23 protein-coding genes are annotated in these 21,375 nt (G+C 48.7%); 13 read left to right on the forward strand and 10 right to left on the reverse strand.

The genetic code is table 11. The features are described from left to right. Nucleotides 1–107: 107 nt before the first annotated feature. Both B0475_RS04065 and B0475_RS04070 read left to right on the forward strand, forming a co-directional pair. Nucleotides 108–377 carry a hypothetical protein gene (locus B0475_RS04065; RefSeq protein WP_077410291.1) on the forward strand — a complete coding sequence of 90 codons (270 nt, stop codon included), beginning with the start codon at nucleotides 108–110 and terminating at the stop codon, nucleotides 375–377. Nucleotides 378–436: 59 nt separating this feature from the next. Then, nucleotides 437–850, forward strand: a complete 414-nt coding sequence (locus tag B0475_RS04070; RefSeq protein WP_077410293.1) for a Slp family lipoprotein — start codon at nucleotides 437–439, stop codon at nucleotides 848–850. Between the two features lie 6 nt (nucleotides 851–856). Here the strand turns inward: B0475_RS04070 and B0475_RS04075 are convergent, their stop codons facing one another. Next, entirely contained in the window at nucleotides 857–1,912 is a 1,056-nt protein-coding gene (locus B0475_RS04075; protein ID WP_077410295.1) for a glycosyltransferase family 9 protein, read from the reverse strand. Nucleotides 1,913–1,929: 17 nt separating this feature from the next. Between B0475_RS04075 and B0475_RS04080 the strand changes: the two genes are divergently transcribed. Genes B0475_RS04080 through uvrC form a run of 6 tightly spaced genes read left to right on the forward strand, consistent with a single transcriptional unit; the run spans nucleotide 1,930 to nucleotide 6,643 of the window. Beyond that, complete coding sequence (locus tag B0475_RS04080) at nucleotides 1,930–2,667, forward strand: 3-deoxy-D-manno-octulosonic acid kinase (protein WP_077410297.1); 738 nt, start codon at nucleotides 1,930–1,932, stop codon at nucleotides 2,665–2,667. Continuing rightward, a complete protein-coding gene (gene moaA, locus B0475_RS04085) occupies nucleotides 2,657–3,664 on the forward strand; it encodes a GTP 3',8-cyclase MoaA (protein WP_077410299.1) in 1,008 nt (335 codons plus the stop codon). The genes B0475_RS04080 and moaA overlap by 11 nt, the downstream gene beginning before the upstream one ends. Before the next feature lie 2 nt (nucleotides 3,665–3,666). After that, nucleotides 3,667–4,146, forward strand: a complete 480-nt coding sequence (gene moaC / locus B0475_RS04090) for a cyclic pyranopterin monophosphate synthase MoaC (RefSeq protein ID WP_077410301.1) — start codon at nucleotides 3,667–3,669, stop codon at nucleotides 4,144–4,146. A 7-nt stretch (nucleotides 4,147–4,153) separates the two neighbouring features. Next, the gene (locus tag B0475_RS04095; protein WP_077410302.1) at nucleotides 4,154–4,405 is read left to right on the forward strand and encodes a ubiquitin family protein; all 252 of its coding nucleotides are present in this window, start codon (nucleotides 4,154–4,156) and stop codon (nucleotides 4,403–4,405) included. 1 nt (nucleotide 4,406) lies between these two features. Further along, nucleotides 4,407–4,820, forward strand: a complete 414-nt coding sequence (locus B0475_RS04100) for a molybdenum cofactor biosynthesis protein MoaE (protein ID WP_077410304.1) — start codon at nucleotides 4,407–4,409, stop codon at nucleotides 4,818–4,820. A gap of 11 nt (nucleotides 4,821–4,831) precedes the next feature. After that, nucleotides 4,832–6,643, forward strand: coding sequence for an excinuclease ABC subunit UvrC (uvrC, locus tag B0475_RS04105; protein WP_077410306.1), 1,812 nt, complete (start codon nucleotides 4,832–4,834; stop codon nucleotides 6,641–6,643). A 130-nt stretch (nucleotides 6,644–6,773) separates the two neighbouring features. Here the strand turns inward: uvrC and B0475_RS04110 are convergent, their stop codons facing one another. Both B0475_RS04110 and B0475_RS04115 read right to left on the reverse strand, forming a co-directional pair. Continuing rightward, on the reverse strand, nucleotides 6,774–7,205 hold the full coding sequence (locus tag B0475_RS04110) for a DUF4174 domain-containing protein (protein WP_077410308.1): 432 nt from the start codon (nucleotides 7,203–7,205) through the stop codon (nucleotides 6,774–6,776). 112 nt (nucleotides 7,206–7,317) lie between these two features. Continuing rightward, nucleotides 7,318–7,854, reverse strand: coding sequence for an NUDIX domain-containing protein (locus B0475_RS04115; RefSeq protein WP_077410310.1), 537 nt, complete (start codon nucleotides 7,852–7,854; stop codon nucleotides 7,318–7,320). Between the two features lie 600 nt (nucleotides 7,855–8,454). Here B0475_RS04115 and B0475_RS04120 point away from each other — a divergent pair. Next, nucleotides 8,455–10,371 (forward strand): PLP-dependent aminotransferase family protein, encoded by a 1,917-nt coding sequence (locus B0475_RS04120; RefSeq protein WP_198538104.1) that lies wholly within the window; start codon nucleotides 8,455–8,457, stop codon nucleotides 10,369–10,371. A gap of 213 nt (nucleotides 10,372–10,584) precedes the next feature. Here the strand turns inward: B0475_RS04120 and B0475_RS04125 are convergent, their stop codons facing one another. From B0475_RS04125 to B0475_RS04140, 4 genes are read right to left on the reverse strand one after another with little or no spacing between them, the layout of a single operon-like run. After that, nucleotides 10,585–11,763 (reverse strand): cystathionine gamma-synthase, encoded by a 1,179-nt coding sequence (locus B0475_RS04125; RefSeq protein ID WP_077410312.1) that lies wholly within the window; start codon nucleotides 11,761–11,763, stop codon nucleotides 10,585–10,587. A gap of 38 nt (nucleotides 11,764–11,801) precedes the next feature. Then, the gene (locus B0475_RS04130) at nucleotides 11,802–13,178 is read right to left on the reverse strand and encodes a pyridoxal-phosphate dependent enzyme (RefSeq protein ID WP_077410314.1); all 1,377 of its coding nucleotides are present in this window, start codon (nucleotides 13,176–13,178) and stop codon (nucleotides 11,802–11,804) included. A gap of 26 nt (nucleotides 13,179–13,204) precedes the next feature. Continuing rightward, on the reverse strand, nucleotides 13,205–14,170 hold the full coding sequence (locus B0475_RS04135; RefSeq protein WP_077410316.1) for an OmpA family protein: 966 nt from the start codon (nucleotides 14,168–14,170) through the stop codon (nucleotides 13,205–13,207). Next, complete coding sequence (locus tag B0475_RS04140) at nucleotides 14,167–14,574, reverse strand: DUF4398 domain-containing protein (protein ID WP_077410318.1); 408 nt, start codon at nucleotides 14,572–14,574, stop codon at nucleotides 14,167–14,169. The genes B0475_RS04135 and B0475_RS04140 overlap by 4 nt, the downstream gene beginning before the upstream one ends. A 99-nt stretch (nucleotides 14,575–14,673) precedes the next feature. On the opposite strand from B0475_RS04140, the gene B0475_RS04145 reads away from it, so the two are divergent. Then, entirely contained in the window at nucleotides 14,674–15,321 is a 648-nt protein-coding gene (locus B0475_RS04145) for a lytic transglycosylase domain-containing protein (RefSeq protein ID WP_157892696.1), read from the forward strand. A gap of 77 nt (nucleotides 15,322–15,398) precedes the next feature. Continuing rightward, a complete protein-coding gene (locus B0475_RS04150; RefSeq protein ID WP_198538105.1) occupies nucleotides 15,399–15,989 on the forward strand; it encodes a CPBP family intramembrane glutamic endopeptidase in 591 nt (196 codons plus the stop codon). On the opposite strand, the gene tadA is transcribed toward B0475_RS04150, so the two are convergent. The 3 genes from tadA to guaB are packed head-to-tail and all read right to left on the reverse strand — an operon-like array spanning nucleotide 15,946 to nucleotide 19,449. Next, nucleotides 15,946–16,437 (reverse strand): tRNA adenosine(34) deaminase TadA, encoded by a 492-nt coding sequence (gene tadA, locus B0475_RS04155; RefSeq protein ID WP_077410324.1) that lies wholly within the window; start codon nucleotides 16,435–16,437, stop codon nucleotides 15,946–15,948. The genes B0475_RS04150 and tadA overlap by 44 nt on opposite strands. After that, nucleotides 16,428–17,978, reverse strand: coding sequence for a glutamine-hydrolyzing GMP synthase (gene guaA, locus B0475_RS04160; RefSeq protein ID WP_109862347.1), 1,551 nt, complete (start codon nucleotides 17,976–17,978; stop codon nucleotides 16,428–16,430). The genes tadA and guaA overlap by 10 nt, the downstream gene beginning before the upstream one ends. Nucleotides 17,979–17,988: 10 nt before the next feature. Then, the gene (gene guaB / locus B0475_RS04165) at nucleotides 17,989–19,449 is read right to left on the reverse strand and encodes an IMP dehydrogenase (RefSeq protein WP_077410630.1); all 1,461 of its coding nucleotides are present in this window, start codon (nucleotides 19,447–19,449) and stop codon (nucleotides 17,989–17,991) included. 48 nt (nucleotides 19,450–19,497) lie between these two features. Here guaB and xseA point away from each other — a divergent pair, with 48 nt between their 5' ends. Beyond that, nucleotides 19,498–20,844: an exodeoxyribonuclease VII large subunit gene (xseA, locus tag B0475_RS04170; protein ID WP_077410328.1), complete on the forward strand. Its 1,347-nt coding sequence runs from the start codon at nucleotides 19,498–19,500 to the stop codon at nucleotides 20,842–20,844. Nucleotides 20,845–20,882: 38 nt separating this feature from the next. Further along, nucleotides 20,883–21,335, forward strand: coding sequence for a hypothetical protein (locus B0475_RS04175; RefSeq protein ID WP_077410330.1), 453 nt, complete (start codon nucleotides 20,883–20,885; stop codon nucleotides 21,333–21,335). The last annotated feature ends 40 nt before the right edge of the window (nucleotides 21,336–21,375 follow it).

Below are 21,375 nucleotides of genomic sequence, written 5' to 3' on the forward strand. Positions count from 1 at the left end.
CGGCAAAAATTAACCTTGAGCTTATTGTGATTTCGCTGAGACCATTCTCAGGTATTGAGAATCTCCGGTGTTTCAATGAAACGGTCATTCAAATTCGGAGTCTACCAATGAATACCCACAAGATACACACCCATTCCCTGCTTTACTTCATTACACCAGCATCCGTGTTGTTGCTGATATCGCCACTGTGGTTTTCGGCCATCGCGCTGGGACTGGGAGCAGTGGTATGGCTGACAATGACCCTCCACCGTCACTGGGAAATCGTATGTTTCGGCTTTCAGGTGATCAGTGAATTCATGGCTTTTTGTCTGTTGGTGCTGGTTTTTGTTGGTTTATCACTGGGTTTGTCTGCACTGGTCGACTGGCCACCCCATTGATTCAGCCTCGGTTCAAGTAAGCGGTTTCATAATAGCCGTGAGTCATACCATCAAGCATCATGAAATATATTGTATTCGTCATCAGCGCACTGACCCTCAGCGCCTGTGTACAACCACCCAAACCATTGCGCGGTGAATTCAGTGACGTCAGCCCACAAGCCTATCAAGCCAATCCGGTAAAAGACCTGGTGGTTCGCTGGACCGGCTTTGTGGTCGACGTGGACAACCAGAATGACCACAGTTGCCTGACCATCATGGCCAAGGTTCCTGATGAACTCAGTCGGCCATCCAAACGAATTCGCCTGGATCAAGGTCGGTTTCTGGCCTGCAAACCTAAATTTCTGGAACCAGAGTTTTTCCTGAAAAAAGCCGTGACCATCACCGGACCGGTGAAAAGGCTGGTGAACAAAAAAGTTGATGAGATGGACTATGCCTACCCACTGGTGGATGCCCAAATCATATATGTTTGGTGATCAGGGCTATTTCGACTCAGTCAGCACCTGATTGACTTTGGCCTGTACATCAGTCAGCTCAATCAGCTTCATGGCACCTGGAAACTCAGTTTTGGTGCCCCACCTGACTTCACCAACCGGCTTATGCAGAAACTGTTCACAAGCCTCCGGATATTTGTCCACGGTCAGTTCAGGAAATTGATACGACCCGGATCGGCGGTAATTACTGGCAGCCAGCAAGCCGATCACCGGGGTTCCAACACAACCGGCCATGTGCATCGGCCCTGAATCCGGAGAAATCACCAGATCGGCGGCTTTAAGCAAACACCACAACTGTTTGAGGGTGTCCTGACCGGCAATATTGGTCACAGTATGACTGGCCTGCGCCTCAATGTCCGCCACAAAAGCCCGTTCTTTGGCCGAGGGACTGCCGGTAAGAATGACCTGGGCACGATGGACTTCAACCAACCAATCCACCAATGCACTGTACCTGGCCACTGACCAGTTCCTCAACGCATGACTGGAACAAGGACTGATCACCACCCTGGGTCCTTCAGAGGCCAACACCTGACGGGCAAACTGTTCATCTTCATCTGCAATTGGCAAATCCCAGTTCATCACAGTTTGTTGACAACCCAGGTGTGTGGCAAACTGCATAAAACCATCCAGCACATGGCAGTCTTTGAGGTATGGAATGCGTTCATTGATCACCAAACCATGGCCTTCCTTGCTGCGCTGGCGATCAAAACCCACCCGCCTGATGGCTGGAATAAAGCGTGAGACCAGGTTGGCGCGAAACGACAGTTGCATGTGCAACAACACATCAAAAGGCATCGCACCTACGGCCCGCCTCAGTTGTTTGATACCCTGCCAGCCCGACTTTTTATCGAACTCAATGAACCTGACACCTGGCAAGCCACTCAACAAGCGATGTTCCAGGCGACCAATGACCCAGGTGATCTCAGCTTCAGGGAATTGATGTTGAAGGGTTTTAATCACCGGAATAACGTGCGTCACATCACCGATGGCCGACAGCCTGAACAGACAAATTGAGCGGGGATTTTGCAGATGGTTTGTTGTCATCGGTCAAATCATTTAAAATGAAACATTCTAACATTTTAGGCTCGGCGACTTTGCACATTACCCATAAAAACAAACAATGGATTGTGGCCATTGATGACATCAAAGATGACATCAATGGTGATTGGTTTGATCAAAGCCACTGGTTGAACCAGGGACGATTGTTGGGTGCCAACAGCGGCCGAGGATCAGCATGGGTGATCAAATCAGAATGGGGTAAATGGGTCCTCAGACATTACCTGCGCGGCGGCCTCTATGCCAAACTCAACAAAGACCACTACTTGTGGAGCGGCCTGAAAAACACCCGGGCATACCGGGAATTTGAATTATTACAACAACTGCAGACTTGGCAATTGCCGGCCCCTGCCCCGGTTGCGGCCAAGATCCGCAAATCCGGATTGATGTATCAGAATGACCTGATCATGGCTCATATTCCACACCGACAAACCCTGGCTCAAGCCATCATCGCTCATGAAACCAGCGAACAAGATTGGCAAATGACCGGTCAAACCATCGCCCGTTTTCATGAACACGGGGTGTTTCACGCGGATTTGAATGCCCATAACATACTCTTGTCAGACAAATTGGTTCATGTCATCGATTTTGACAAAGGCCAGATCAGAAAACCGCAACCCGGCTGGTGCGAGAAAAACCTCAAAAGACTGAAACGCTCGGTTGACAAAGTAACACCTGACGAACACAGCGAAGGGATTGAGCAACAATGGCAAATCCTGATGGACGCATATCATGGCCACTGAGATCACCGATCAACTGAACAGACCCATTCGTGACCTGCGCATCTCTTTGACTGACCGCTGTCAGTTTCGCTGCCAGTACTGTTTGCCTGCCGAGCATGTGGATGTCATGCGCCAGCACAGCAAACCTGAAAATCATTTGAGTTTCCAGGAAATTCACGCCATCACCAGCGCCTTTGCCCGCCTTGGAGTAGAGAAAGTACGCCTCACTGGTGGTGAACCCCTGCTGAGAAAAAACCTGCATGAACTGATCAGCAACATCAAACAAATCAATGGCATCAAAGAAGTCGCCCTGACCACCAACGGCGCATTGCTCGATCCCGTTCTTGATGAGTTGATTGCTGCCGGATTGGACCGCATCACCATCAGCATGGACGCCATTGACCAGCAACTGTTTGAACAGATGACCGGCACCCGTTATCAAGTCAGTGACATCATCAACACCATCAATCGATGTGCTGACAGCGATTTGAAAAAGGTCAAAGTCAACTGTGTGTTACAAAAAGGCATCAATGAACACCAGGTCATGCCACTGTTACAACTGTTCCGGGGCACCGGAGTGGAAGTTCGGTTTATCGAGTTTATGGATGTCGGGAACATCAATGGCTGGCAACAACAACAAGTACTTGAAAGTCATCAGGTCCTGCAACAAATCGCTGACAAATGGCCACACCAAGCCTTACCTGCCAGTCATCCGGGAGAAGTGGCCAATCGCCACCGATTCACCGATGGTCAGGGTGAATTTGGCTTGATCAGCTCCATTTCCGAACCATTTTGTCTGGACTGTAACCGGGCTCGCCTCAGCGCTCAAGGTGAAGTTTACACCTGCCTGTTTGGTCAGCAAGGTCATCCAGTGAGGGCATTGAGCAAATTACCCGATGAGCTTTTTGATCGCCTGTCAACCATCTGGCAACAGCGCTCCGACCGCTATTCCATGGATCGTAAGCAACAACGAAAAACCGCTGGAAAGAAAATCGAAATGTTTGTCATAGGAGGATAAAAATGAGCAGGGAATTCACCCACATCGACGCCAACAACCAACCGACCATGGTGGATGTAGGTGACAAACAAGTCACCAGCCGCACGGCCAGGGCCCGGTGCATCATCGAATTACCCGACCCTGTCCGCCAGGCCATGGAGAATGATGAAATCCAATCCAAAAAAGGGCCGGTGTTTCAGACCGCCATCATCGCTGGAGTCATGGCGGCGAAAAAAACCCATGAATTGATCCCTTTTTGTCACCCCATTGGCATGGAACATTGCACCATCAGCATCCGTCCAAATGCAGATCGCAACCTGGAAGTCACCTGTGAATGCCGCATCACAGCAAAAACCGGCATTGAAATGGAAGCCCTAACCGGCTGCTCGGTGGCTGCCCTGACCGTCTATGATATGTGTAAAGCCCTGAGTCACGACATCGTCATCCGGGAAACCCGGTTGATTCACAAAACAGGTGGAAAATCTGATTTTCAGGCCCCATAACATCCTCATGAATAAATCCATTAATATCACCCTGGAATTTTATGGCCGGCTACAAAGTCAGTTCTCAGACCAGCCATTGAAGCACCACACCGTTGCCACCAACGTGCTTTCGATCTACCTTGAATTGTGCACATCGCATCAACAGCCGGATGAGTCCAGGATCATCAAACCCATCATCAACGATGCTTTTTGTGATTGGCAGGACTGTCCAAAAGACAATGACACCGTGGGGTTTTTCCCACCCGCATCGGGAGGCTGATATGTTCACCTTGAGTGACCAGGCACTGAATGCTGACAACCTCAAAGCCCAGGTTATCAATGACCGCAGTGGAGGCTTTGTCAGTTTTGAAGGTTGGGTACGCAACCACAACCACAACAAGTCAGTGCAACAACTGGATTACCAGGCGCATGACAAGTTGGCCACAAAGGTGGGCAATGAAATCCTTGACGAAGCCCGGGAACAATTTGCCATCAATGAAGCCGTATGCAGCCACCGTGTGGGGCTGTTGAAAGTCGGCGACATGGCCATTTGGGTCGGGGTCTCTGCCGATCACCGCGAAGCAGCCTTTGCGGCCTGTCAGTACATCCTGAACCAAACCAAAGCACGGGTGCCCATCTGGAAGAACGAACACTACAGTGATGGCGAAACCGGCTGGGTTGAGGCCAACCTGTGAGGCTTTGAAACGTGCCTTTTGATGCCAAAAAATTCGTCAATGACCTGCCCAAACTGCCAGGGGTCTATCAAATGTTTGATGATCAGGGTGAAATCATCTACGTGGGCAAAGCCAGGCACCTGAAAAACCGCGTAGGCAGTTACTTCAGTGGCAAAGCCAAAGACAACAAAACCATGGCACTGGTGGCTTCCATAGCCGCCATGTCATTCCACATCACCCGTTCTGAAGCTGAAGCCCTGTTGCTGGAAAACCAACTGATCAAAAAACACAGCCCCAGATACAATGTATTGCTCAAAGACGGCAAAAGCTATCCGTACATATACTGTTCGGTCAATGAAGACGAATTCCCACTGATTGAATTCAGACGAGGGAAAAAGCATGGCAAAGGCCGTTATTTCGGCCCCTTTCCCAGCGCTGCCTATGTTCGCAACTCATTGCATTTTTTACAAAAAGTCTTCAAAGTCAGGCAATGCAACAACAGCACCTTCCAGAACCGTTCAAGACCCTGCCTGCAACACCAGATCAACCGCTGTACCGCACCTTGTGTCGGTCTGGTCAGCCAGCAGGCATACCGTCAACAACTGCAATACACCTTTGATTTCATTGAAGGCAAGTCCAATCAGGTGGCCGATGAATTGATGAAAAACATGGAACATGCAGCCGATCTGCAGGATTACGAAAAAGCCGCCGAATACCGTGATCAGATCAAAGCGATCCGCATGATACAGTCCAAACAAACCGTTGAACTTCAGCCCGATGATAATTTCGATTTGCTGGTGGTAGGCCAGCAAACCGGCATTTACCTGGCCACTGTGGGCACGGTACGCAATGGTCAGTTCATGGGTTACAGAAACCACCACCCGTCGACGCCCAAAGGCACCCCATTGGCTGAATTCATCAGCGCCTTTATGAGCTTGTATTATGACGACCAGATCACCGCTGATGCCATCCTGTGCAACATCGACCCGGTGGATAAAAATGGATTAAGTGAACTGCTCTCAGAAATCAAGGGCAAAAAGCTATTCATCACTTCAAAACCCCGCGGCAACCGTTTGAAATTGCTGAAACAAGCCGAAGAAAATATGACCAATGCATTGACCATAAAAGCCAACAAATATCAAACCTGGCAGAACAAATGGGCGTTGTGGCAAAGTGAGTTGGGTCTGGATTCCGAACCTCAACGGGTTGAATGTTTTGACATCAGCCATCAAATGGGCGAACACACCCGCGCTTCCTGTGTGGTGTTTGATTCCACTGGGCCAGTGAAAAAGCAATACCGCCAATACATCATGGAAAACATCACCGCCGCTGATGATTACGCTGCCATGCGACAGGTGATTGAAAAACGCCTGGCCAGCATCGACAAAGCCAGCCTGGGATACCCGGATGTGTTTCTGATTGATGGCGGCAAAGGCCAGGTAAACCAGGCCCTGGCAATCCTGGAAGAACACCAGGTCACCGTCATCAAAGTGATCGGTGTCACCAAAGACGACAACCGCACCGCCGGTGAAGAACGCCTTTATCTGCCCGACAGCAACCAATTCATCAAACCTGAACGCCATGGCCTGCTTTCACTGATGGTGCAATTCATACGAGACGAAGCCCACCGGTTTGCAGTCAAAAGCCACCGCAAAGCGTTCAAAAAATCACGCAACCAATCCACCCTGGAAAACATTCCCGGCATTGGCGCCCACCGCCGAAACGCCCTGCTCAAACATTTTGGTGGCTTGCAAGGTCTCAACAAAGCCAGCCTGGATGAAATCAAAACCGTCACCGGAATCAGCGAAAAAATGGCCACCACCATTTATGATTTTTTACATTAAATGTAATTCATATTTACTTGATTTAAATATCATTTTATTTGCATATTTAGTCAACCCAAATACCGAACCCCAACCCATATCTATTTATTTATGCGTGTCACACTGCATGAAAAGGTTAACCGGCCATTACTCAAAAGCTGCCTTTGCTGCCCCTGAATTTCATTTCATTCTTCCTCATGGGCATTGAGTCAATTTCCTGAAACAGCACGTCTAACCGCAACTCATCACTGGTGTATTTGACACCACCGTCTTTGCCGAGCAGGACGACCTTTTTGCTTAAACCTGCATATTTCTGATTGGCGACTGTAACAAAATGGTCGGCAATTTCCCCCCGATAGTTACTGGTGACGTTCAGACCATCTATGACAAACCACACCACATCACGATCTTCAATTTCAGCCCCTGCCGCATCCAGCATTTGTCTACTGCCCACCTGCCCGTCAGCCCATATCATCACAATACGGTTTTCCCACAACAACTGTTCCGGACTTTCGATGTCAGGATGACCGTATGCAAGAGCACACAACGGTATGATCAGCAGTACAAATTTCAGATGGCTCATCTGTTTACCTATTATTTAAATTCCTGTGGTTCAGCGCCAGACTAAGCACCAGTGAAATGTGTCCAATGCCCGCCTCGCTGGCACAACAACTGCACCTGGAAACACCCGTATGTCAGGTGAAATTCGCACAGAGCTTCTCAACAAACCTACCCAGGTGTGGATCAGTTTGTTCCGGCAAGCTGTCTTTATGAAACCATTTCACACCGTTAAATTCACTTGTGTCGTACTCAATTGGTAATTTTCGGTTCCCTTTTAAAGCATACCAAATTGACACGTCTGTATGCCCACTTGTTTTGCCGACTGTTTCGGTACTGGTAACCAACACAGGCGCCTCGATTAAGAACTCGCCGTTGATATTCAGCTCCTCCAAACACTCACGAAGTGCTGTATCCCGTGGGTGCTCACCAGGTTCAACATGTCCGCCTGTTGGCAACCACATTTCGGCATTCAAATGGTCCACCAGCAATAAATAATCATCATCAACAACGGCAAAATACGATACCAAATGCTTTTTCGGAAAATCAGGCTTTTGTAGTCTACATAGCTCAACTCCGGAATCTATCCACTTGAGAATTTCCTGTATGGTGTCTTTTTCTTGAGCATCATGCGGCTTAATGCGACCAATTTCTTCACGTATTCTATTTCTCATAGGCTGACTTTTTGCTCGATTGTACACCCACAGCAGGTCAGTTCATGCAGGTAATTGTATTTATCCCAGCGTTGCTCCCTGCTTCAATGCGTTTCATCAATCAACTGAATTGCTGGCATTTCCTTCATCGGTATACCAGGGTTTATTGCTATGTGATCGTGGCAGGTAAGCAGGGTTATGAAAGTGCATTCAGGTGGTCTTTTTTCGGACAGTAAACTGCCAATCAATTGTATCCAACTGATTAATTAATGCACAATCCCGGGCGCACTTAATTCCTCATCAGTCTTAGACATGGCAGTGCTGTATGCGTCAGATGCTTAAAAATACTTACTCTGCTGCGCCGATGACCACCCTGAGCCGTTCAGGAAGATCATAAAAACCCAGACCTCTGAGCAAAAACTCAATGATGACCAATCGTTTCCAACACCAATAGAAAGGACTGTTGGGCCATTAAACAAAAAAACAGATCCATCGGTACAGGAGTCAGAGCCGGGACTGAATTGGTGGCTGAAGTCGCAGGATCACTCCTTTATGCATTTTTAGTCTGAAGGGAAAAAAGGTACAATAGCAGTGATTTTATATTTAATGAAGGACTGACCATTGAGCACGCTGAATACTGTTTTTGATTCAATCAAAACACTGCTGAAAAACCTCCCCAAAAACTGGCTGGAACTCACCACCCACCGCCTGGATATTTACCGTGAATCTCAGGCCAAATCTGAATTTTTAAGTGAATTGAAAGGACTGATTTCTCAGGGGAAAATCGACAGCAATAACCTTGAACAGTTACCGACGGCGTATGATTACATCAGATTAGGTCATCAACTATCAAGTTTACTGGAGTGGGTTTTGGCTGAGATCAACCAGGTGCCCGACGATCAAGTGATTACTTTTGCTTCGAAAACCATGCCGGTTTTGGCCCTCTTGCGTCACAACACCATCCACAACAGGAGCACTTATATTTATTGGGCTGAGAACGACTCAGAAACATGGCAAGGTGGTCCACTGATTGATGAAGCGCGATTGAAGTCTGTTTATGGTTATCAATACCACATGAAAAAAGTGACTTCAGTTGATGAAGTACCTGCGCATCATGATGACCATGCAATGGTGGTTTTTGTCAGCCAAAAACCCTTGACCAACAACCTCAGCGTAAACCCGAACATCGATATCACGGTGAACGTGCACCCAACCTTTGGTTCATATGTGGTGATTCACCACTCATCAACTAATGTGAAAGATCATGGCCAGGTTCCCAAGCACAGCACATCAGCTCAAATTGTCGGGGCCGTTCAACATGTGCGCAGACGGGAAACCATCGCCATGTCACCATTGAACTGTTACAACGCATTGAATGAGGTTCTTGGCATCAGCTACCAGAACACTCAGCTCAATACCGATGCCCAAACCATTGTGACGCAATGTATTCGTGATAACACTGGCAGCCAAGCTGTGCCTCTGGTTGCCTCCAGTGGGCTCTCTATTCAATACGCCATCCTGATGGGATTGGTTGAAAGTGCCCTGACCACTCACCCGGATAAAGCCATCAAAATCATCTTGCCCCCCAACTGTTATGGTGGAACAAATGATCAGTCCCGACGTGTCGCTGAGCTGATTCCGCAGGTCAGCATTGTTGACTTATTGGTTGATGGTGGTGCAGATCTGGTTAACAGTTTAGAAACAACGCTTGAGACAGTCGCAGCAGAAGATGGTGTACCCATCATCCTGGTTGAAATTCCTACCAACCCGCGGGTTGAAGTGCCAAACATGCAGTTACTGGGGCAGACATTAAAAAAACAGCGACTGACAGCCACTGCGATTGCAGCCATTGAACCCACACTGATGGTCGATCAAACCTTTTGCCCCAATGTTCAGCTGCTACAGGCCGAGAGTGAATTGAATGGGGTGAAAACCATCTCCTTTGCCAGTGGTTCAAAGTTTCCAAGTGGTGGTCGTTGCATTGCAGGCTATTGCGCAGCCAATCAAGCTGCCAGTGAACTGATGAGTTTGGTAGCTAAACATTTAAAACTGTCTGACAATGAAGCTGATGCCAGACAAATAAACACACTGGCTGAGACCATGCCATCAATGCCTGATCGCATCATAAAAGCGTATAGAAACACCCGTGATTTTGTCAGTAGAATTCAAACACTGCTGCCATCTTCGAAGGTATTTTATGTAACAGAAACCATGGCAAAACAGGGGTTTATGCCTTCGGTATTTTCACTGGATTTACCGGTCAATGAAGATTCACCCCAGGAACGTATGGAGCGGCAAAAAGAGTTGAATAAAAAACTGATTCAGTTCATGATCGGGAGGCATCCGAATGAGTGTAAAAACTGTGTCAGTTATGGCCAACTCAAAGGCAGCTACTGGACCATTCCCGCCACCTCGACACAAGGCACAACAAAAGAAAGTGACAAAGACTACGTGGTCAGGGCTTCCTTAGCGCCTGATGTTGATGTGGATTCTTTGCTGCAGTCATTTGCCGAGTTTTGCAAGATTCACGGTTTGTAACACAGTCAATTGTGAGGTGAACTCGCTTGTCAGGAACAAAAGTGAATGAAGTCCCAAGATCATTCACTTATTAAATCCGCTCAGTGATTGGTCTAAATGGCATGATTTTCTGCACATACACGGTATGCCACGCAACGCTTACAATGACTTCGTAAATGATGCAGGAGACAAGAACCACTCACTGAAAGGGTCTCAGTGATTAGCACATAACAATCAATCCAGCGCTTCATCCAAGTCAGCGATCAGGTCTTCGATGTCTTCGATACCGACTGACAGGCGCACCAGATTATCGGTGATGCCTATCTGTGCCCTTTGTTCGGCTGGAACCGATGCATGAGTCATGATGGCTGGGTGATTAATCAGCGACTCGATGCCGCCGAGCGACTCAGCAAGAGCAAACAATTGACACCGCTCCATCATGGCTGTGGTTTCATCCAGACCACCTTTGATCAAAACGCTGATGACACCACCAAATCCGCGCATTTGTTGTTTGGCCAGTTCATGCTGCGGGTGTGATTTAAGTCCGGGGTAGATGACTTGATCAACCCGGGAATCTTGTTCCAACCACTCAGCGATGGCTTGGGCATTTTGACAATGCCTTTCCATGCGCAAAGGCAAGGTCTTAAAGCCCCTCAAAGCCATATAAGCATCAAAAGCACCGCTCACGCCACCGATGGCATTTTGTAAAAAACCCACCTGATCGGCCAATTCTGAGTCATTAACAACTACAAAACCACCCACCATGTCAGAATGACCGTTGATGAATTTGGTGGCCGAATGCATCACTAAATCAGCGCCCATGTCCAGCGGGTTTTGCAGGTACGGTGAGGCAAAGGTGTTATCTACCACTGTCAACAGATCATGCTTTTTGGCAAAAGCCGTGATTTTTTTGATGTCAACCACTTTCAACATGGGGTTGGTCGGCGTTTCCACCCATATCATTCGGGTGTTGGGTTTGAGGAATTGCTCCAGGTTATCGGCTTCTGCAGTTAAATCAACGTAATCAAAGGTCAAATTGGCTGACCGCTTGCGCACCATGCGGAACAAACGATTGGTGCCGCCATACAAATCATTCATGGCAATCACATGATCTCCGGCATCCAATAACTCAATGATGGTTGAGGTCGCTGCCATACCTGAGGCAAAAGCAAAACCATGACTGCCATTTTCCATCGCCGCCACTGCCCGCTCATAAGCAAAACGTGTGGGGTTGTGTGATCTGGAATATTCAAACCCCTGGTGCTTACCCGGACTGCTTTGCAGATAAGTAGAGCTGGTAAATATTGGTGGCATCACCGCACCGGTGGTGGGGTCTGCAAATTGCCCGGCATGGATGGCTTTGGTTTGCAGGCCCCGATAGTTTTTGTCTTTTTTGTATTCGTTGTCGTTCAAAAGCTTACTTTTTCGTGTTTGATTCTGGCATCAGATTGTCACTGATTGACATCAACCCTGCGCAGGTAATTGAGTAAATCAATGCGGGTGATCAAGCCCAGAAACTGGTTGTTTTCTTTCACAATGGCCACTTTCCCTTCATCAAAAATAGGCATCAGTTGATCCAGTGGGGTTTTTACACTGAGAAACTCCAAATTACTGGTCATCGCCGATTCCACGGTGTCGGCAAAAGCGTTGGCATTTTCAAATACCTTCAGCAAGACATCCGATTCATCGATGATGCCAACAATCTCGTCACCTTTCATTACCGGCATTTGCGACACATCATACAGTTTCATGCGTTGATAGACCGTACCCAGGGTTTCATTGGGCCGCATGACGATGGTGTCATTGGATTGATAAGGTCTGGAGATCAGGTCGCGTAAATCGCCATGTTGGGGCGTTTCGATATAACCATTATCCATCATCCAGTAATCGTTGTACATTTTCGAGAGGTATTTGTTACCGGTGTCACAAACAAAGACCACTACATTTTTGGGTTCAGTGGCTTCCTGGCAGTAATTCAATGCCGCCTGAATCAAAGTGCCGGTGGATGACCCTCCCAGAATACCCTCTTTACACAACAGCTCACGACCGGCGGCAAAACTGCGCTGATCACTGATCGCGTAAGCTTTGGTTACATGGGAAAAATCACTGATGCTGGGCAGAAAATCTTCACCGATGCCCTCCACTTTCCAACTGCCACTGTCTTCACTGAGCACGCCTTCATTGATGTACTGGGCCAGGATGCTGCCCACCGGATCAGCGAGGATCAACTCGGTATCAGGGTGGTGCTCTGTGACATATTGACTGAGTCCGGTGACTGTGCCACTGGACCCCACACCAAAAACGATGGCATCGACCTCATTGTTCAGTTGTTCAAAAATTTCCGGCGCAGTGGTCAGGTAATGGGCTTTGGGGTTGTTGGGGTTGGCAAATTGATTGATGAAATAAGCACCCGGGGTTTCTTCGGCAATGCTGGCAGCAAGGTCCTGGTAATATTGCGGGTGGCCCTTGGCCACATCGGAACGGGTCAATACGATCTCTGCACCCATGGCTTTGAGGTTAAAGATTTTTTCTTTACTCATTTTATCCGGAATCACCAGGATCAATTTATAGCCTTTTTGTGCAGCCACCAGCGCCAGGCCAATGCCGGTATTACCAGCGGTGCCTTCCACCAGGGTATCACCAGGTTTGATGTGACCGGCTTTTTCCGCTTCCTCTATCATCGACATACCGATGCGGTCCTTGATGGATCCACCGGGATTCATGTTTTCCAGCTTGAGGTAGAGGTTGCATGGACCGGTGTCCAGGTGATTGACTTTAACCATTGGCGTGCGACCAATCAGGTCAAGCACTGAATTGACTACTTGCATGTGTGTCCCTATTTGATTTTTGTGTGTTAGTTATTCAGAATAATGACATCAACCCGGCGATTTTTGGCTTTACCTGCTTCGCTGTTGTTGTCTGCTACAGGCAATGATTCACCCATACCAATGGCCTCAATACGAGCGGCCGCAATACCATACTCTACCAGCAAGGCTTTGACCGCATCGGCCCGTTCCTGTGACAGTTTCAGGTTAAATGATTCGCTGCCTGAAGAGTCGGTATGTCCTTCTATGCGGATTGATCGATCTGGATAGCCATCAATGAATTCCAATACTTTACCAAAATTATCCACCGCGGTTTGTTTGATGTTGGCAGAGGCTGAATCGAAGACAAAATCACCCAGCGTCATGACCAAACCATCGACGGTTTCACGGGCAGCCAGTGACTCCAGTTGTCTGCGCAACGCATCGATTTCTTCGAATGCCAGATCGGCTTCCTGTTTGGCCAATTCAGCCACCCGCTCCTGTGCCCTGGCATATTCCCTGGCCGCTTCCAGCTCTGCCTGGGTCATTTCCTTTTCATTGGCAATTTGCGAAGCCAGTTCCAGTGCCTGTTGCTTTTGTAATCGTTCACGTTCAACTTCTTCTGCCTGCAGGCTGAGCATCAACTGAGCCCGATCGGCTTCCAGTCGGGCCACCGCGGCTTCTGTTCTCAAGGTATCGATGTTGATCACTTCCAACTGTTCGTCCTCTGCCTGAATCTGGTCTTTAAGGTATTCAGTTTCTGCCCGCATTTTGGCAGTCATCAATTGATGACGTGCCATAAAAACAGCATGTTCTTTGACTTTTCCGCTTTGAGAATACAACCCTTCAATGGCGGATTTGGCTTTGGCTTTTTCGGTTTTTGCATAAGGCCGGTAACGTTCTTCAGTGATGAAGTTATCAAACTCCAGACGCAAGGCTTCAAGTTCCAGATTCTTTTTCGCAGCCAGTGCATCCAGGCACAGTATCAGGCACAGAAACATGATCAATCTTTTCATTGTAAGCGCTCCTGTAATTCAGACAGATACAACCGGGCAGCAGAAACCTGATCCCGCTTATCCAGCAGTTCGTTGTTCAGTTGATTCAATTCTGCACGCATTCGGGCGATCTTGATATCGGCATAGATTTGTTCTGTCAACTGCGCTTCCAGTTTCCTTTTACGGCTGGCTTTGGCTTCTTTCGCCAACACCAGTTTTTCTTTGATGAACTTCATTTCCAGCGGCGCGGCATCGGCCACAGGAGAAGCCAGCACATTCTGCACATCAGCTTCCAACTGATAAAAGGTGTCTTCGTCAATTTGTATGGTGCCAGTGGAACCACAGCCGCCAATCATGGTCAACAACAGCAGCAGAACAGCTGTTGAGGTTGATTTTGGGTGAAATTTAATGATATTTCGCTTCATCAGTTTGTTTAAACTATTTGATTTCATTATAATTTGAACTGTTATCTTTATTTTGTGCCCATGGATTATATCAGTGTAAAACCAATTAAACACATGTTTATGAGTTTGCTGCTCATCGGCAGTGCCTTTGCTGTGCAGGCCAAAAACCTGACGGTTTACAAGCACGTCGATAAAAACGGAATTATACACTACTCATCGAAAAAACCCGTTGGCAAATCCTATAACATCCTTAACGTCCGCTGTCCTGAATGTGCCGCCTGGCGCAATTCAGTCGACTGGAACACCACGCCATTGATCGACAATAAATTTTCACTGGAAATTGAAAGCGCCGCAAGAAAACACGATCTGGAGCCCGCATTGATCAAAGCGGTGATTCATGCCGAATCAGCGTTTAAACACAAAGCAGTATCCTCAGCCGGGGCACAAGGCCTGATGCAACTGATGCCATTGACCCAAAAAACCTACCAGGTCAGCGATCCATATGACCCCCTGCAAAACATCCATGGTGGCAGTGCCTACCTGAAGCACCTCAAAGGAGTGTATAACCGCCTCGATGTTTATCTGGCGGCTTATAACTCGGGTGAAACCGCAGTGGAAAAATATGGCCGGGCCATTCCACCATTCCCGGAAACCCGTGAATACGTGCGCCGGGTCAAGATCCTGTACAAACGCTATCAACAGTCTGCCAGGCTGAATGCCGCCAATCAACAACCAGGCAACCTCACCATCAATGCATCGGGTCGTTGAGTCCTACCACGGCTGATTCAAACACCTCACCACACCGGCTCACACCGGCTCGGCTGTGGCTGATTACCCTGATAACCATGGTGTGGACCGTGTGTGCCATGCTAATGGCCGTGGCCACCATTGACAGTCAATCCCTGTACCCGGGATTCCTGGTATTTATCAGCACTCTATTGATCATGCTGCTACTGGTCAGTTTGATGGGTGGAAATTGGCGGGTCACCCTGCAAACAAGAGCCTGTGATGTCAAATGGCTGGGACTGGCTGTCGCACTGGCTGTGATTTACTGGCAGCTTGATCACTGGTTTTTCATGTGGCTGGATGCCGATCAAATGACCACCAGTCAACAACAATGGCACATCAACCAGGCGGCTTATCTGAGTTGGAGCGTATTCGCAGGTACAGTGGTCTTGGCACCATTGGTTGAAGAGGTTTTTTTCCGGGGGCTGCTGTTCAACACCCTGCAAGTACATTTCAGGGCTCATTGGGTGATCGCACTCAGTGCCGGATTCTTTGCCCTGATACACCCCAGCTGGCCATTGGTGGTCAGCGTCTTTCTTGCCGGTATGATGTATGGCTGGCTCAGATACCGGGCCGGCTCGGTGTTACCGGCCGTACTGGCTCACTTCATTCACAACGCGATGACCTTTTGGCTGTACGCCGGCGTTTGAAAAAATCACTGAGCATTTGACTGCATTCATCGCCCATTATCCCTGCGCTGATGTCGAAGTAATGATTGTGATAAGTTCGCTCTGTAATTTGGTCAACACTGCTGATCACTCCGGTTTTTGGGTCATGAGCGCCATAAATCAATCGCCCAATGCGGGCATGTATCAGAGCCCCAGTGCACATCACACATGGCTCCAGAGTGACATACAGGTGACAATCGACCAACCGGTAATTACCGAGGGCTTTGCCTGCAGCTTTGAGGGCTTGAATTTCTGCATGGGCGCAAGGATCGTTGAGACTGATGACCTGATTGTGTCCATGGGCAATGACTTCACCTGACTTGACCAGCACCGCCCCTACCGGGACTTCACCCTGTTGTTCAGCCAACTGCGCCTGCTCCATGGCCAGGCGCATGAATTGGCGATCTTGCTCGTCCTCGGTTATTCCCATTCAATGGTGGCTGGCGGCTTACTTGAAACATCATAAACAACCCGTGAAACCTGAGCGATTTCATTCATGATGCGACGCGATACCAGATCGATGAATTCATAAGGTAAATGGGCCCATCTTGCAGTCATGAAATCGATGGTTTCGACTGCCCTGAGGGCAATCACGTATTCATAACGCCGGGCATCACCTACCACACCGACTGACTTGACCGGCAAAAACACCGCGAATGCCTGACTGGTTTTGTCATACAGATCATGACGCCGCAGTTCTTCGATGAATATGTGATCAGCCTTGGCAAGAATGCCGGCATATTCGGCTTTGACCTCTCCCAGAATGCGCACTCCCAGACCTGGTCCGGGAAAAGGATGACGGTATACCAATTCAGGTGCCAGACCCAGGCTCACACCCAGTTTTCTGACTTCATCTTTAAACAGGTCCTTGAGGGGTTCAATCAGTTTAAGAGCCAGGTCTTCAGGCAGCCCGCCCACATTGTGATGAGATTTGATGACATGGGCTTTACCGGTTTTGGAAGCCGCTGACTCAATGACGTCCGGATAAATGGTGCCTTGTGCCAGCCATTGAATGTCATCCAGTTCTTTGGCCTGTCGTTCAAATATGCGAATGAATAATTCACCAATGATCTTGCGCTTACGTTCCGGATCTGACTCCCCCTGGAGGGCATCGTAATAGCGTTGTTGAGCATTGACCCGAATCACATTGATGTCCATTTTATCGGCCATGGTCTGCATCACCTGATCACCTTCCTGGTAGCGCAACAGTCCCGTGTCGACAAACACACAAACCAATTGATCACCAATGGCTTTGTGCAATAAGGCTGCCACCACCGAAGAATCCACTCCGCCAGATAACCCCAACAAGACCTTTTCTTCACCCACCAGCTCACGGATGGCCTCTACATGGGTGTCGATGATGTTATCGGTTTTCCACAGGCTTTCACAACCACATATCTGGTGAACAAACTGACTCAGAATGGCCCGGCCGTCGGCAGTATGCTCCACTTCGGGATGAAATTGCACACCAAACACAGGCAGAGACTGGTGCTGGCAGGCCGCATACGGTGTTGAACTGGTATGAGCGATACTGTTGAACACACTGGCCAGTGATTTGACTTTGTCACCATGACTCATCCACACATCCAGCTCTTTGTGTGACACACCGGCAAACAACTCAGATTCACCGGTCACATGCACTTTGGCATAACCGAATTCTTTTTCTTCAGAGCCTTCAACATCGCCCCCGAAATGATCATTCAGCAACTGCATGCCATAACAAATGCCCAATACCGGTATTTCCATCTCCAGCACCACCTCATTCAGGGTCGGCGCATTATCCATGTGTACTGATTCAGGTCCTCCTGAGAGGATGATGCCCTGAGGATCAAATGCTTTGACGTCTTGTGCATCAGCATCCCAGGCATATATCTCACAGTACACATCCAGTTCCCTGACCCGTCGGGCAATTAATTGGGTGTATTGTGAACCAAAATCCAGTATCAGAATTTTACTGTGCTTGATATCCATCTGCATGTCCTCAGGTACGGGTGCGGTAGTTAGGTGCTTCTTTGGTGATGTGCACATCATGCACATGCGATTCTTTGACCCCGGAATTGGTGATGCGGACCATGCTGGGCTTGGTTTTCATTTCTTCAATGTCACGACAGCCCACATAACCCATGGAAGCCCTGAGGCCTCCCATCAGCTGATGCACCACCGGTGCCAGGGCACCTTTGAATGCCACCCGGCCTTCGATGCCCTCGGGAACCAGTTTCTCGGCATCCACTTCATCCTGGAAGTAGCGGTCTTTGGAGCCTTTGTCCATGGCTCCGAGGGATCCCATACCACGGTAAGATTTAAAGGTTCTGCCCTGATACAACTCCACTTCACCAGGCGACTCTTCGGTCCCGGCAAACATGCCGCCCATCATGATGGTTGATGCACCGGCGACAATGGCTTTGGCTAAATCACCTGAATACCTGACGCCACCATCGGCAATCAGCGGGACGCCAGTGCCTTCCAGGGCTTTGGCCACGTCATCAATGGCTGAAATTTGGGGTACGCCCACACCGGCAACAATCCGTGTGGTACAAATTGAACCCGGACCCACACCGACTTTGACGGCATCAACACCCGCCTCAACCAATGCCAATGCGGCTTTGCCCGTGGTGATGTTCCCGGCTATGACGTCGACATCAGGGTATTGATTTTTTACGTCCCTGACCCGCTCAATCACCCCTTTGGAGTGACCATGAGCGGTGTCAACCACCAACACATCAACACCGGCTTTAACCAATGCATCCACCCGCTCAACAGAATCTCCGCCCGGTCCAACCGCTGCTGCCACACGCAGCTGTTCGCTGCTGTCTTTCACTGCCAGCGGAAAATCCTGAGATTTCTGGATGTCTTTTACCGTAATGAGGCCTTTGAGCTTAAAGGCATCATTAACCACCAGCACTTTTTCAATGCGGTTCTGGTGAAACAGTTGCAATACCTCACTGGCTTCAGCATCTTCACCGACGGTCACCAGGTCTTCTTTGCGGGTCATGATGTTTCGAACAGGGTCATCCAACACCGTTTCAAAACGCATGTCACGACTGGTTACGATACCCACCAACTCTTCACCATCGACCACCGGCACACCGGAAATACGGTGTTTGCGGGTGATTTCCAGAACTTCACGGATGGTGGTCATGGGATTAACTGTAATGGGATCTTTGATCACCCCGGATTCATACTTTTTGACTTTGACCACTTCCGCACATTGTTCAGCAATGCTGAGGTTCTTGTGGATCACACCGATGCCACCCAGCTGGGCCATGGCGATAGCCAGTCGGGCTTCAGTGACGGTATCCATGGCTGCGGAGACAACCGGAATATTCAGGCGAATGTTACGGGTTAACTGTGTGGACAAATCGACATCCTTTGGTAAGATGTCAGAGTAATCAGGAACCAACAAAACATCGTCGAAGGTTAAGGCATCGTACAAAACTCTCATGGGGCCACCTTTGGGTCTGAAAATAGCGGCGTATTCTAACACAAAAGCATGCAATCAACACGCGGAAAAACACCTCAAAATCCCCTGTCTCCATCTGACCTGAACCAAATGTTAAAAAATCATTTGAGCCGCTCATTTGACAGCTTCTGGCTCAGTGGTGAAATCATCGAACTTTATCAGTCAGCTGCCGGCCATCACTACTTCACACTGAAAGATGATCAATCAGGCATCAAGTGCGTGTTGTTCAGGCAAAAACAAGTCATCAAACTCAAACAGGGAGAACAAGTGACGCTGCTTGGAGAAATCACCCTGTATACGCCAAAAGGAAACCTGCAAGTGAATGCCATTCGGGTTGTCAAATCAGGAGCCGGAGGCCTGGAACAGCAATTACTGATGCTCAAGCAGAAATTGTCAGCTGCTGGCCTGTTTGATGTAAACCGCAAGAAAACCATTCCCAAAGTAGTCAGACGACTGGGCATCATCACCTCTCCCAACGGTGCGGCTTTACACGACATCCTCGATGTGATGGTTCAAAACAACCCGTTGATTGAAATCACCATCTATCCAACCCAGGTACAGGGTACGGCCGCGCCACCTATGATCTGTGATGCGCTGCGTACCGCTGATGAAGACAGTCATGATGTGTTGTTGCTGACCCGCGGTGGAGGCTCCAAAGAAGACCTGTGGGCCTTCAATGATGAAATGCTGGCCTATCAACTGGCTCAACTGGAAACACCCGTGATCAGCGCAGTTGGCCATGAGACCGATGAGTCCATCTCTGATCTGGTGGCCGATCAAAGCTGCATCACACCCACAGCAGCAGCCCACCTGCTTGCAGGAGACTTTTCCCGACTCAAGCAAACCCTCATCCAACACCAGCAACAACTGAATCACCTGATCAGGGACCGCAACCGGCAACACCAACAATCACTGGACCAAAAAGCCCATCAATTGTTTCAACAACACCCGGAACGCACCCTGGAAAATCAACACCAATTGCTTAAGCAGGCCAGTAAGGAGCTGCATCAAACCATCACCGGGAAAACCGCTTTTTTGCAAAATCTGCTGACCCTCAAAGACCAGCATCTGCAGTCCCAGCTGCCCGATGTACACCATCAGCAACAGATGATTCATAACTGGATACATCGGGGAACGCAAGTGATCAAGCAAAAAAAACACAATGCCAATCTGCTGCTGACACAAAACATCCGCTCATTAAACAACCTCAACCCATTGCAGGTTTTGGCCAGAGGCTACAGCCTGACCACTGATGAACAACAAAAGCCAGTTACCGACAGTCAACAGGTTAAAATCGGTGATACAGTAGAAACCCGGTTAAATTCTGGTAAAATACGCGCTAAAATTTTTGAACGTTTGGACAAAGACACAATCTAAGCGCAACAAATCAAATCATAAATGTTAGGAAATAAAACATGTCTACCAAGTCACAATCATTCATTTTACCTTTTCTGATTATCTCAGGACTGTTGCTGGCCGGTGCGGCTGCCTGGAAATTCATCGGTGATGAGGAGCCTGCTGCTGATAAAAAGCCAGCCGTTACTCAACCAGCAGTTGTCAGCAAGGGTGTTCCGGAAAGCCTCAAAAAACCACAACCCATGCCAGCAAAAAACGAGGTGGTTGAAGAAACCCCCACTTTGTTTGAACCAGCTCCTGAGCCCATCACTGTTGAAGAGCGCAAAGCCCGCAAAGAGATCAGCAGAAACAACATGCGGTACGCCATGCGCTACAACACCCTTGAAAGAGCCATGGATGCCTTGAAAACAGCCGTTGCGACCGGCGACACTGATAAAGCCGATAGCCTGATAGGATTCATTGAAAAAACCTATCCAGACGCAACCATCCCCAGCGAGTTACTTGACTTTTAAAATACTCAAATCCCCACACACCCATGAAGAGGTGATCAAG

Source organism: Marinicella sediminis, from assembly GCF_002000055.1.
Lineage (GTDB): Bacteria > Pseudomonadota > Gammaproteobacteria > Xanthomonadales > Marinicellaceae > Marinicella > Marinicella sediminis.

Bases quoted from the DNA above. Each gene is read 5' to 3' on its own strand.
- B0475_RS04065 (WP_077410291.1), top strand. From the start codon at position 108: ATGAATACCCACAAGATACACACCCATTCCCTGCTTTACTTCATTACA.
- B0475_RS04070 (WP_077410293.1), top strand. From the start codon at position 437: ATGAAATATATTGTATTCGTCATCAGCGCACTGACCCTCAGCGCCTGT.
- B0475_RS04075 (WP_077410295.1), bottom strand. From the start codon at position 1,912: ATGACAACAAACCATCTGCAAAATCCCCGCTCAATTTGTCTGTTCAGG.
- B0475_RS04080 (WP_077410297.1), top strand. From the start codon at position 1,930: ATGAAACATTCTAACATTTTAGGCTCGGCGACTTTGCACATTACCCAT.
- moaA (WP_077410299.1), top strand. From the start codon at position 2,657: ATGGCCACTGAGATCACCGATCAACTGAACAGACCCATTCGTGACCTG.
- moaC (WP_077410301.1), top strand. From the start codon at position 3,667: ATGAGCAGGGAATTCACCCACATCGACGCCAACAACCAACCGACCATG.
- B0475_RS04095 (WP_077410302.1), top strand. From the start codon at position 4,154: ATGAATAAATCCATTAATATCACCCTGGAATTTTATGGCCGGCTACAA.
- B0475_RS04100 (WP_077410304.1), top strand. From the start codon at position 4,407: ATGTTCACCTTGAGTGACCAGGCACTGAATGCTGACAACCTCAAAGCC.
- B0475_RS04110 (WP_077410308.1), bottom strand. From the start codon at position 7,205: ATGAGCCATCTGAAATTTGTACTGCTGATCATACCGTTGTGTGCTCTT.
- B0475_RS04115 (WP_077410310.1), bottom strand. From the start codon at position 7,854: ATGAGAAATAGAATACGTGAAGAAATTGGTCGCATTAAGCCGCATGAT.
- B0475_RS04130 (WP_077410314.1), bottom strand. From the start codon at position 13,178: ATGCAAGTAGTCAATTCAGTGCTTGACCTGATTGGTCGCACGCCAATG.
- B0475_RS04135 (WP_077410316.1), bottom strand. From the start codon at position 14,170: ATGAAAAGATTGATCATGTTTCTGTGCCTGATACTGTGCCTGGATGCA.
- B0475_RS04140 (WP_077410318.1), bottom strand. From the start codon at position 14,574: ATGAAGCGAAATATCATTAAATTTCACCCAAAATCAACCTCAACAGCT.
- B0475_RS04145 (WP_157892696.1), top strand. From the start codon at position 14,674: ATGAGTTTGCTGCTCATCGGCAGTGCCTTTGCTGTGCAGGCCAAAAAC.
- B0475_RS04150 (WP_198538105.1), top strand. From the start codon at position 15,399: ATGGTGTGGACCGTGTGTGCCATGCTAATGGCCGTGGCCACCATTGAC.
- tadA (WP_077410324.1), bottom strand. From the start codon at position 16,437: ATGGGAATAACCGAGGACGAGCAAGATCGCCAATTCATGCGCCTGGCC.
- guaA (WP_109862347.1), bottom strand. From the start codon at position 17,978: ATGGATATCAAGCACAGTAAAATTCTGATACTGGATTTTGGTTCACAA.
- guaB (WP_077410630.1), bottom strand. From the start codon at position 19,449: ATGAGAGTTTTGTACGATGCCTTAACCTTCGACGATGTTTTGTTGGTT.
- xseA (WP_077410328.1), top strand. From the start codon at position 19,498: ATGCAATCAACACGCGGAAAAACACCTCAAAATCCCCTGTCTCCATCT.
- B0475_RS04175 (WP_077410330.1), top strand. From the start codon at position 20,883: ATGTCTACCAAGTCACAATCATTCATTTTACCTTTTCTGATTATCTCA.